Source organism: Pantoea sp. X-Soil-ISGK-355 (genome assembly GCF_059730805.1).
In genome coordinates this window covers 1411837-1423349 of the sequence record NZ_AP035971.1, presented here as the reverse complement: position 1 = coordinate 1423349, position 11513 = coordinate 1411837, and the positions used below count along the sequence as shown (strand labels likewise).

The 11513-nt window shown below is 57.2% G+C and carries 9 protein-coding genes; 1 reads left to right on the top strand and 8 read right to left on the bottom strand.

The genetic code is table 11. The features are described 5' to 3' along the window. Positions 1–41 precede the first annotated feature (41 nt). From mukB to cmoM, 4 genes are read right to left on the bottom strand one after another with little or no spacing between them, the layout of a single operon-like run. A complete protein-coding gene (mukB, locus tag AC6I8J_RS06435; protein ID WP_253421479.1) occupies positions 42–4529 on the bottom strand; it encodes a chromosome partition protein MukB in 4488 nt (1495 codons plus the stop codon). Next, on the bottom strand, positions 4526–5248 hold the full coding sequence (gene mukE, locus AC6I8J_RS06430; protein WP_147788446.1) for a chromosome partition protein MukE: 723 nt from the start codon (positions 5246–5248) through the stop codon (positions 4526–4528). Before mukE ends, mukB begins: the two co-directional genes overlap by 4 nt. Then, positions 5229–6551, bottom strand: a complete 1323-nt coding sequence (gene mukF / locus AC6I8J_RS06425; protein WP_013357325.1) for a chromosome partition protein MukF — start codon at positions 6549–6551, stop codon at positions 5229–5231. Before mukF ends, mukE begins: the two co-directional genes overlap by 20 nt. Further along, positions 6548–7333, bottom strand: coding sequence for a tRNA uridine 5-oxyacetic acid(34) methyltransferase CmoM (cmoM, locus tag AC6I8J_RS06420; protein WP_013357324.1), 786 nt, complete (start codon positions 7331–7333; stop codon positions 6548–6550). Before cmoM ends, mukF begins: the two co-directional genes overlap by 4 nt. A gap of 125 nt (positions 7334–7458) precedes the next feature. On the opposite strand from cmoM, the gene elyC reads away from it, so the two are divergent. Continuing rightward, a complete protein-coding gene (gene elyC / locus AC6I8J_RS06415) occupies positions 7459–8244 on the top strand; it encodes an envelope biogenesis factor ElyC (RefSeq protein WP_497825184.1) in 786 nt (261 codons plus the stop codon). On the opposite strand, the gene AC6I8J_RS06410 is transcribed toward elyC, so the two are convergent. The 4 genes from AC6I8J_RS06410 to AC6I8J_RS06395 form a co-directional block, all read right to left on the bottom strand. Next, positions 8224–9117: a phosphotransferase gene (locus AC6I8J_RS06410; RefSeq protein WP_497825183.1), complete on the bottom strand. Its 894-nt coding sequence runs from the start codon at positions 9115–9117 to the stop codon at positions 8224–8226. The two genes, elyC and AC6I8J_RS06410, sit on opposite strands and share 21 nt — an antisense overlap. A 111-nt stretch (positions 9118–9228) precedes the next feature. After that, entirely contained in the window at positions 9229–9978 is a 750-nt protein-coding gene (kdsB, locus tag AC6I8J_RS06405) for a 3-deoxy-manno-octulosonate cytidylyltransferase (RefSeq protein ID WP_161736091.1), read from the bottom strand. Then, the gene (locus tag AC6I8J_RS06400; RefSeq protein WP_003849374.1) at positions 9975–10157 is read right to left on the bottom strand and encodes a Trm112 family protein; all 183 of its coding nucleotides are present in this window, start codon (positions 10155–10157) and stop codon (positions 9975–9977) included. Before AC6I8J_RS06400 ends, kdsB begins: the two co-directional genes overlap by 4 nt. Positions 10158–10262: 105 nt before the next feature. Next, positions 10263–11477, bottom strand: a complete 1215-nt coding sequence (locus tag AC6I8J_RS06395) for a winged helix-turn-helix domain-containing protein (protein WP_161736092.1) — start codon at positions 11475–11477, stop codon at positions 10263–10265. Positions 11478–11513 lie beyond the last annotated feature (36 nt).

Below are 11513 nucleotides of genomic sequence, written 5' to 3'. Positions count from 1 at the left end.
ACAAATGCCGTAACCAGATTAACGAATGGTTCAGTTTTTGACTACGTTTCCGCCTGCGAATTTTCAGCGGTTAAATCGGGCAGCGCATCTGCGTCACTTCCCGCACGCACCGGCGAAGGATCGGCAGCAAAACCCCGCAGACCGACCACATGCACATGCTCGGTGTTATTAAACACCTTACGTACCAGTTTGTAGGTTGTGCCTTTCTCCGGGCTGATATTCTCCGGCGCGGCAATCACTAACTGCATCTCCAGTCGCTCACAGAGTTCAAACAGTGTGGCGATGGAGCGTGCATCCAGACGTGCTGCTTCATCAAGGAACAGCAGTCGGCATGGCGAAATATCTTTGCCGCGCAGACGACGGGACTCCTCTTCCCAGCTCTGCACCACCATCACCAGAATGGACATACCGGTACCGATCGCCTCACCCGTTGAGAGCGCACCGCTTTCTGCACGCAGCCAGCCATCGGAACCCCGGTTCACTTCCACTTCCATCTCCAGATAGTTGCGGTAGTCGAGCAGCTCCTCACCGATGGTCTGCGGCGTCCGCTGACCCATGTCGATATGCGGGTTAAGTCGCTGATAGAGCTTCGCCAGTGCCTCAGAGAAGGTCAGGCGGTTGCTGTTGAACAGATCCTGATGCTGCTCATGCTCTTCTGACAGCGTATCCAGCAGCATAGCGTGGGTTTCACGGACGTTCACGTTAAGCCGCACGCTGCGGACCTGACCAAAGCTGACAGTCTGCAACCCCTGGTTGAGCTGGCGGATGCGGTTCTGTTCACGCTGGATCGTCTTGCGGATGATGTTCGCCGCACTGCGTGAACTGATCGCCAGCATCTGCTCACGCGCGGTCAGCTCTTCGGTCAGACGGTTCAGTTCGATTTCCATCTGCTCAATCGCTTCGACCGGATCGTCGGTACGAATAATATCCTGACGGATACGCTCGCGCAGATGTTGATAGACCGCAATAAAGAACTGAATCTTACGCTCAGGACGTTTTGGATCTTCCGACAGCCGCAGTACGTCGCGCAGATGTTCGTTGTCCGACACCGCCAGACGCAATGCACCCAGCGCTTTATCCGACATCGAGCGCAGCTCATCGCCGCTCAGGTAAGCCAGTTCACGACGATGCAGGCGACGCTCAACGCCATTCTCTTTCACCAGACGCAGGACGGTACACCAGCCCGCTTTTGCACTGACCACCTGCTCACGCACCTGATGATACTGACGCTCCAGCTGACGCAGGCGCTTCTGCAGATTATCCATCTCCGCTTCACAGAAGGTAAGCTGTTTCTCCAGCTGATTGCGGCGGGCGCGATTGTGGCTCAGTGCCGTGTAGAGCTCATCGCGGCGAACGCGCGCGCGTTCTTCTGCGCTGCTGTCAGCCTGGACGCCAATGTCCTGCATCTCCTGCTGCAACTCTTTCAGCATGTCGCGCTTGGCGTCATAAGCGCTTTTCAGCGAAGCCAGCACCTGCGCATATTGCGTCAGTTGCGCCTGATGTTCACGCAGGCGATCGCGGCTGCGGCTGCGTTCACCCTCAGCCTGCTCAAGACGCTGACGCAGCTTATCGCTAAGGTCATTGTTGCCGTTGAGCATGCTGGCGGAGTCGTCATAACTGAAGTGGGCGCGACGCTGCACCACCTCTGTCAGCGCAAAGGCCTGCTGACGCGCGTTGCGCTGCTGCTGCTGCGCCTGCTGATAATCTGCCTGTAACTGCTCGTGCTGTTCCGGATCGCTCTGCAATACGGCGAGGATCGGTTCCAGTTTCGCCAGCTTCGCGCCATGCTGATGCAGGAAGCGCGCCGCGTCCTGAGCCGCATCGACCTGCTCACGGATCTCTTCGCAGCGATCGCCCAGCGTGTCATCCAGCAGCAGGTTGACGCGTGGCAGCAGTCGGTTTAACTGCGATACGCCCTCTTTCGCCAGCTCATACTGCTGACGCTGCTGCTGATTATTGCTCTCATGCTGATTCAGCGCCCGCTCCAGTTCACCCCGACGCGCGCCCAGCTGACGGATCTGCGCTTCCGGGTCGGCGTCAAAGGCAACGGCCAGATGCGTGCCGATAAAGCGGCTGAATGACTGATGCAGACGCTGCGTTTTCTGCACATCGAACGACAACGTGGCGTAACGCTCAGCCAGTTTGTCGCGCTCAAGGTGCAGCAGCTCCAGCTGATTTTCGCGCGCTGCGCGGCCAAACAGCGGGATTTTCGGGAAGCGGGAGTAGCGCCACTGACGCTCTGCCACTTTCACCACGACGGCATTCTGCAGCTCATCAACGCTGAAGACACTGTCATCGAATGACTGCGGGTCACCCTCGATCAGGTAGAGATCTTCCGGGCACTCCTCCAGACCATCCAGCATCTCACGCACGCGGGAGAGATCCGGCACCACGATTGCATGACGTGACGGACCATAGAGCGCCGAGAAGTACGGCGCATCATCCAGGGTCACATCATCATAAATCTCAGAGAGTAATACGCCGCCAAAGCGTTCCGCCAGCTGGGTCAGGCGCGCATCTTCCGCCCCGCCCGGCTGACTGAGCCGCTCAATCTGCTGCTCGATATCACGTTTGCGTGCCGCCACTTCGTCGCGCTCGACGGTGGTTTCACGCTCGCGCTCCAGCAGTTGCTGCATAAATTCGGTAACGTCCTGGCTGCTGTTCAGCGCCTGACCGGTCTGTTCACTGAGCTGCGTCAGGATCTCCTGTGCCGCCAGCCAGTGTGGCGCACGGGCTGTCAGGCTGGTGATGCGTTCGCGCAGCTGTTCCAGCTCCTGACGCATCATCATGCGCTGCTCACCGGCGTCCGAGACGCTGCTGTTCAGCTGTTCGATCTGCGCTTCAAGCTCCTGCTGCAGGCCAGCCAGCGCATCGGCTTCGTAATGCTGTCCCTGACGCTTGCAGAATTCGGCCAGCAGTCGCTCCGCCTCATGCTGCTCACGCAGACGCTGTTCCAGCTCATTGAGCCGCAGACGCAGCGACGAGAGCTGTTCGGCGTGATGACGCTGATTGCTGGCATCACGCAACAGTTCGCGGCCGGTCTGCCAGGCATCCTGACGGGTCACATCACCGGCAATGCTGGTCACCAGCGCCAGCGCCTGTTCAAACTGGCTGTGCGCGGCTTCGGCCACGCTCAGCTTCTGCTCCAGGCGCAGCAGGCGTTCTGTCGCTTCTTCCTCTTTAGCCTGGAAGCTCTCCTGCCATTCTGCCGCGTTATCGATAGTCAGATCGGGCAGCTGGCACAGCGTGCGGGCGCGTTCCAGCGCCTGCAAGGCCTGCTGATACTGGATGGCGCGCGTTTGCTGAACGTCGAGTGCCTGCTGGAAATCGGCCAGCTGACTTTTCAGTTCATCCACTTCCAGCTCAGCCGCTTCAGCACGCGCTTCATTCTCTTCCTGAATTTCGCGCGCTTCGGCAACCACTTCGGTCTGCTCTTCCAGCCGCAGCGTCAGATCTTCGATATCCGCATCGTAGCGCTCAATCTTCTCCTGCTGCCGCATCGCCGTCTGCACCAGGTTCAGGTGATCGCTGGCGGCCTGATAATCGACTTCAAGATCGTTTTCTGCACCACTGTGCTCTGACAGCTCGCGCGCCATCTCCACGTGACGATACTGCTCGGTAGCGAGTTGCTTACGACTGCTGAACAGCTCATTGCGCAGCTGTAATGCGCTGTCGAGATGTCCACGGCGCTCATTGGCGTGACGCATATAGTCAGCCGACACGTAGCTGGTCGCCTCGGAGATGAGATGCTTAAAGAGGTCGCGGTCGGACTGGGTAACGCGGATTGCCTCCAGCGTCATGCGGTTCTCGCGCAGCGCAGCTTCCATATCCTGGAACGCTTTACGCACGCCGCTGTTTTCAGGCAGCAGGTAATCACGCAGCGATCGGGTGATGGCGCTGGAGATACCGCCATAGAGCGAGGCTTCAATCAGGCGATAGAACTTGCTGCGATCGCTGGCAGAGCGCAGACGACGCGGCACCACGCCCAGATCAAACAGCATAGCGTGATAATCCGTCACCGAGTTATAAGCGCGGAACTGCACGCCTTCCTGTGCCTCAACCCGTTCTTTTACCTCATTCAGCGGTAAGACGCGTGCCTGACGGCTGTTAAGCACTTCCGTCAGCATATCGGTCGGATTAGTGTCGGTTGGCAGACCGTGGATACTGAACGGCTTGATATCGACTTTTTTGTCGCGTCCGGCCACCTGTTGCAGACGGACACCGACCACCACACGCTGATGGCGTGAGTTCACTACGTCCAGCATTGAGTAGCAGACGCCGGCCCGCAATTTACCGTGCAGACCCTTATCACGGGATCCCGACGTCGCGCCCGCTTCTGTGGTGTTACGGAAGTGCAGCAGTGTTAAATCGGGGATCAGTGCGGTGACAAATGCCGCCATGGTGGTGGACTTACCCGCACCGTTACCGCCTGACAGTGTGGTCACTAGTTCATCAAGATCAAAGGTACGGGCAAAAAAACCGTTCCAGTTGATCAGCGTAAGCGAACGAAACTTTCCGCGCTCAATCATGCCTGTTCTTCCTCTGCGTTCTCACTGTCGCCTTCCTGCCCTTCACTTTCATCTGTGTCGATCGGTGCAGTCGCATTTTCCAGTAGCATGGCTTCGCCATCACGAATCAGGCGAAGCTGCGCTTCACGGGCATCATCACCGCCACGCACGTCGGCACCAAAGCGGAACACCGATTCCGTAATACGGAATTTGCTGCTGTCATTGCCGAAGAACCACACCATCCCAAGACGGCGCAGGCGGCTCAGAGAGGCGCGCACTTTCTCCTGCAGCTTGGTGCGATCCAGATCCGAACCGGTTGAACGCTGATTAACCAGCTTCAGCAGACGGTTCTCGTCGGCCAGCGAGAGCAGTTCGTCATACAGCTCCTGCTGGGTGAAGATTCCCTCATTAGCCAGGCGTTCCGGGCTGAGATAGAGGTAGCAGAGAATTTTCCCAACCATCATGTCCAGCTCAGAGAGCACAGAACGCGGAATCAGCGTGGTTGAACGCGGACGCAGATAGAAAAAGCCTTCCGGCGCACGAATTAACTCAACGTTATAGCGGGTGTAAAACTCTTCGAGAAATGACTGGTAGTCCATCAGAAAAGCGTGGTTATCCAGCTCTTCAATTCCGATATGGCGTCCGGCGCGTAACTGGCTGTCCAGCGCGGGAAAAATCGGGTTGGCCAGTGCCTGTGCCAGCTTAACCGGCATCACTTGTTCAATATTTGTCGATGACATGTGCCTGCACCTTGGCTCCGTAATCATTGATGGCTTGCCATTCCACAGGCAAACCGGCTAAATCAGCTTCCGCTACGCCAAGGCGTACCGCCTGGTCCACCACAATGCGCGCCAGGTCGAAATGGCGGGCACGTGGATACTGGGCCAGGTAGTCACGCATCACTGACGCGAGGTTGAGCGGTTTTTGTTGCGATTTGTAGACCTGCAGCGCTTCTTCAATCATCGCTGCCAGCTGTTCGCGAATTTCATTAATCTCTTCGTATTCCATCTCTGGCGGCAGTTCGCCCATCACTTCGTCATTCCGCAGCGTCAGCGCCTCATCGCGCATGTCATACAGGCGGTCGGCATTGGCGTAGGTCAGCGCCCAGGGCGCGTCGAAGTAGTTCTGTACCGATACCCGCAGGCGCTGGGCAAAGACGCGATTTTTATCCATGTCGATGGCGGTACGAATAAATTTATGAACGTGCCGGTCATAGCCGATCCACAGGTCAATCGCCTGCTGACCCCAGCTGGTAATACGGTCGAGCTTGCTTTGCAGGTCAAACACCAGTTTATCGACGAAGCCCAGGTCTGGGCTGTCCAGCGTGGCATCCTGAATACGCAGCAGGTTTTCCTGAAGTTTGTCGCCCGCCGCTTCCAGCGTATCCTGCAGTTCACGCAGTGTCCCGGAGGTTTCAGAGAGCAACATTTCACAGCTGGAGATCGCCGCGCGCCAGTCTTTATTCAGCAGTTCAGCGATATCGTTTTTCACCGCCTGCTGCTGTTCATCCATCAGACGCTGGGTCATATCGATGCTGTCGAAGATCTCCGCCACCGAATATTTCAGCGGCGCGAAAACATTGCGATGCCAGTGAAACTCATCACCGTTTTCCTGCGCGGCATCGGCTGCCCGCTTGAGCTCGCTGGCCACAATTGACAGCTGCATCGACAGGCGCAGCGTTGAAAACTCACGCTGACGGATGTAGTAGTCGGTGATGCCGATCGCCAGCGGCGTCAGGCGATAGATAGCGTTGCCTTCGGTGAGTTCACTGGTAAAGCGGTTGAGCAGACGCTGACGCACCATGTCGTTGATGGCGTTGTTGGCACGAACCAACACGGTTTCATGGGTTTGTTCAAAAGCTTTACTGACATGACGGAAAGCGTCAATCAGATCGCCTTCGCTCATTTCGCCATCCATCCGCTCACCGTTGAGGGTGGCGATAGCCAGCAAAAAGGCCAGACGTTCCACTGGCAGCGCAAGGGAAAAGTCATTTTTGCGCGCCCAGGAGACCAGTTCAGGTACCGTCTGGGAAAATTCACTCATAATTCGTCCTTCTGCCCCGGTTTACGCGCGGTCACATGGATGTAGCGCCCTAAGCTTAAAAAGGGTTCCTGACGGCAGTAACGCCGCTCCATCTCAATAATTTCGTCGTCGCTTTTTGGCTCGCCTTTCGGCGGTTTCATGTAGTCACTGAATACCCGGATCCCGGCACGCTGCTCAATCACAAAGCCACACGCCTCCAGCCAGCGATAGACCTGCTCTGGGTCGCGCGGATAGTCAGGCGACAGGGTTCGCTTTTTGCGTTTAGTCAGGTTGGTGCGCAGATAGCCGAAGTTACCCAGCGTTAAGGTGCGCAATGTCAGGCCGTGGAGATTGTAAAACATCAGCGACATGACGCCCCCCGGACGCAGCAGATCGAACAGCGCTTTGAGCACCTTCTCCGGTTCAGCGACCCACTCAAGCACAGCGTGGAACAATACCAGATCCACCGGCTTATCCAAATGTTCGCCCACCTGCTGCGCGCTAATTTGTCTGAATTGCATGTTGTGGCTCACACCCTGTGCCGCCGCATTTTCGGCGGCCCGGCGCAGCATCTCAGCAGAGAGGTCGCACAGCAGAACCTGATGGCCCTGTGCAGCCAGCCCGCTGGAGACCTGGCCGACACCGCCGCCAGCATCCAGCACCGATAGCGGGTGCGGTGACAGGCCGGGCACTATCTTCTCCAGCTCATCCCGGAGGATGGCCTGGCGTATCTTCCCTTTGGTGGTGCCGTAAATATTTTGCGAAAATTTATCCGCGAGATCGTCAAAGTTACGATCCTGCATGGCATGCGCTCCGGTATGCTGCGGTGAGACTTGTGCTATTTTGTCACAGGCATCAGAAGAATGAACCTTTCATCCCCATCTTCCCTTCCGGGTGCTCTATTTTCGGACAACAGGACGCGTTTTAGATGTTATTTACCCTGAAAAAAGTGATTGGCGGGCTGCTTTTACCCTTGCCGTTTCTGCTTTTGCTGATGGCGCTGGGCATTTTACTGCTTTGGTTTACTGACTGGCAAAAAAGCGGCAAAACCGTGATCTCTGTCAGCTGGCTGTTATTGCTGCTGCTGAGCCTGCAACCGCTGGCCGATCGGCTGCTTTTGCCGCTGGATAACCGCTATCCGACCTGGAACGGTGCAGAGAAGGTGGACTACATTGTGGTGCTGGGCGGAGGCTATACCTTCAACCCGGCATGGGCACCCAGCTCAAACCTGCTGAATAACAGTCTGCCACGCGTGGCGGAAGGTATTCGTCAATGGCAACGCAATCCACAGTCGACCCTGATTTTTACCGGCGCTGCCGGTGGCACCAATCCGAAGAGCAGCGCCTGGGTAGCCGCTCAGGTGGCAGAAAGTCTGGGCGTACCGCGCGAACACCTTCAGATTCTTGACCAGCCTCGTGATACCGCGGATGAAGCGCAGGCGGTCAAAACGGTAGTAGGCGATCGCACGTTGCTGCTGGTCACCTCAGCGAATCATATGCCGCGGGCGATACGCTTTTTCCACGCGGTCGGTCTGAAGCCGATTGCTGCCCCTGCCAATCAGCTGGCGATTACCTCGCCGCTGAATGGCTGGGAACGCGCGATACCGTCATCGATCTGGCTGAGCCACAGCGAACGGGCAGTGTATGAAACGCTGGGCACGTTACTGCACCGGCTTAAAGGTGAGAAACCCGACTCAGCCGAGCCAGGGAAGTAGTTGCGCACGGGCATGGTCAAAACGCGGGCGGTTGAACGTGCCGGTCTGCACGAGATGTTCGATGCAGTCCCACAGCTGATAAATCCACCGGCGCCAGACAAAGCCTTCAGAGACGGGTGCCCGTTGCAGGTAGTCGTGCAGCAGCGCTGTCTCAGCAGGTGAGGTATCCAGATGGATCAGGTCATATTCACGGGGCGCCCAGAGAATCGTGCCCGGCTGTGTCATCGCGACTAACTGGTCACTGCGGCTGTTTTTCAGCATGCTCTGCAGCCGCACGTTGCCGTGAACCATCACGCAGGGATCATCAAAGTCGTGGAAAAGATGCGCCAGACGTGACCGGCAGCGGAACAGAATCTGGCGATCTTCCAGCGTGAAGCCGGGTGGGCGCAGATAGCTGAGTGTCGACCACAATACCTCAACCCGTTGTGCATACCAGGCCGGCCAGCAATTCTGCTGCGTGCTGTCTACCGTTCCGACCAGACCGTGGCTGTCGAGCCGGTGCCAGGCCAGCAGACCCTCGACTGCCTGCTCGCAAAACTGTTGCCATCGCTGAGCATCCCGCGCAGGCGCCTCCGCCGTCACGCCATTCAGTCTCGCCATCAGAAGCGTTTCATGCACCGGCGGCTGCTGGCTCAGCACCAGACCATAGACCGCTGGCACAGGGATCAATCCGGCCTGCCCCAGTAATGCCAGCTTTCTGGCTTCCAGCGCTGCCCGCCCCTGATGACGAAAATATTTTGCCACCATCGGCATGGGGTGCCCCTGCCTATCGTACAGGGCATAGAGTCGGGTGGGCGGATGTTCACTGATTAATTCGAGGCGGCTGATGCTTTCACCCAGCGCCAGCGTGAGTTCTGATTTAAGCTGTTCCATGCGGCATCCTCCTCAGATGAGTATCATAATATCCTGAAGGAAGTACTGGCGATAAGTTTAGCGGCGGATCAATAACGTTGCGCTGAAACGGGGAGACTGACTCCCCGTATATCAGGCCTGCATGGCATTGCGGACGCGTTGCAAATCGTCTGGCGTATCCACACCCACGCTGGGAATGGTTTTTGCTACGGCGACATGAATTTTTTCGCCGTACCATAAAACACGCAGTTGCTCGAGCAGCTCAATCTGTTCAAGAGGACAAGGTGCCCAGGCAACATAGCGGCGAATAAAACCGGCACGGTAGGCATAGATACCAATGTGACGAAGTAGCGTATCGCCAATCTGCTCGCGTGAGGCAGCATAGCGTTCCCGATCCCAGGGAATGGTGGCCCGTGAGAAATAGAGCGCATAGCCATTCGCATCCATGACCACCTTCACCGCGTTCGGATTAAAGGCTTCTTCCACATCGGTTATTGGCACCGCCAGCGTTGCCATCCCGGCCGCTGAGCCCGCCAGATTGGTCGCCACCTGGCGCACAATCTCTGCCGGGATCATCGGCTCATCACCCTGCACATTGACGATGATTTCGTCATCTGCAAACTGATATTTTTCGATCACTTCCGCCAGCCGCTCCGTGCCGGACTGGTGATCGACGCGGGTCATGCAGACTTCACCGCCTGCCGCCTCCACTGCTCTGGCGACGTCAGGATGATCGGTAGCAACAATGACCCGACTGGCACCCGATTCACGGGCGCGTTCCATCACATGCACCACCATCGGTTTACCGTGAATATCGAGCAGCGGCTTGCCGGGTAACCGGGTTGACGCATAGCGCGCAGGAATGATGGCAGTGAAACTCATGGATGAATCTCTTCAACTGACAGAGTACGGGCTTCGGTTTCCAGCAGCACCGGAATACCATCCCGAACCGGGAAGGCCAGGCCATCAGGCTTGCAGATCAGCTCCTGCTGAGCATTGTTGAAGTAAAGTTTGCCATTGCACACCGGGCAGGCAACGATTTCGAGTAAACGATGATCCATATGTCCTCCATCAGGAACCGAATGCTTAAGGCATCAAGCATACCATAGCGCAGCGCAGGCGGGATGGGGTAAAACGCCTTCCCGCAGCGGCTGCCGCAAAATTGATTAATCCAGCCGCCACTGGGCTGGCCAGTGATCGTTGAGTGCATCGGGTGCCTGCAGAATAGCGACGCTTTCTGCTCCCTGCCAGACCGCGAAGCGCTCAATTGCACGCCGGATATCCACCACAAAGCGCGCCGTGATGCGGGTCGTCTCTTCCAGCCAGAGTTTTTTAATCTCCAGCTGTTTTGCCTGACGCAGCATACGGGCATCGAGCCGTCCTTTTATCTGACCACGATGAAGGATGGGCAAAACGAAATAGCCAAATTTACGCTTCTCCTCGGGGGTGTAACACTCGATACGATAGTCAAAACTGAACAGCTCCCGCGCACGCTTGCGATCCCAGACTACCGGATCAAACGGGGACAGCAGCGCGCTGTGCGTCGCCTGCAGCGGTGTCTCCAGTAATGGCAGGTAGTCACGATGCAGCCACATCTCACCCAGCCCCTCTGTATCGACGGCGACCAGATCGCCCGCGGCCTGGGCATCAGCGATAAAGTCGTTCAGGGGTGCTCGTTTAAGGCGATAGTAGTCCGGCAGCCAGGCCGCGCGGAAAATCCCTAAGCTACGGGCGCTGTTCATCAGCATCTGTCGGGTGGCCTCGGCTTCGCTGATGCCATGCACCGCATCCTGCCAGTCGGGCATGACGCGGCTGCGCAGATCATAGACACGCTGAAAGTTACGGCGTTCCGCGACCATCAGCTCACCGGCGCTAAACAGATTTTCCAGATGGCGTTTGTGTGGTTTCCATGCCCACCAGCCCGACTTCGGGTTATCGGCATGGGTGAAATCGGCGGCGCGCACCGGGCCGTTTTGCTGAATCAGCTGCAGTAATTCGGTAATCGCCTGCTGGTGGTCAGCAACCCATTGCGCATTGTATTTCCAGCCCAGACGTTCAGGAGAGAGCATGCGATGACGAAGCAGTCTGTAATCGGCGCGGGGAATAAAGCAGGCTTCGTGCGCCCAGTACTCGAAGAGTTCGCCCTGGGCCAGCGCCTGTTCCAGCCATGCCTGAGGATAGTTCCCCAGGCGACTGAACAGCACCAGATAAGGACTGCGTGCCACCACATGAATGGTATCAATTTGCAGCAGTGACATGCGGGAGATGCAGCTAATCAGATCCTGATAAACCGCGCGTTTTGCCGTAGGGCGCAGCAGGCCCTGCGCGGCGAGATGAAGATGACGTGCTTGCTGTAACGAAAGTGAATGCGGGGTGTTCATCCTCTTCCTTATCAGGCTTCACCTGAGTGGGTGTGG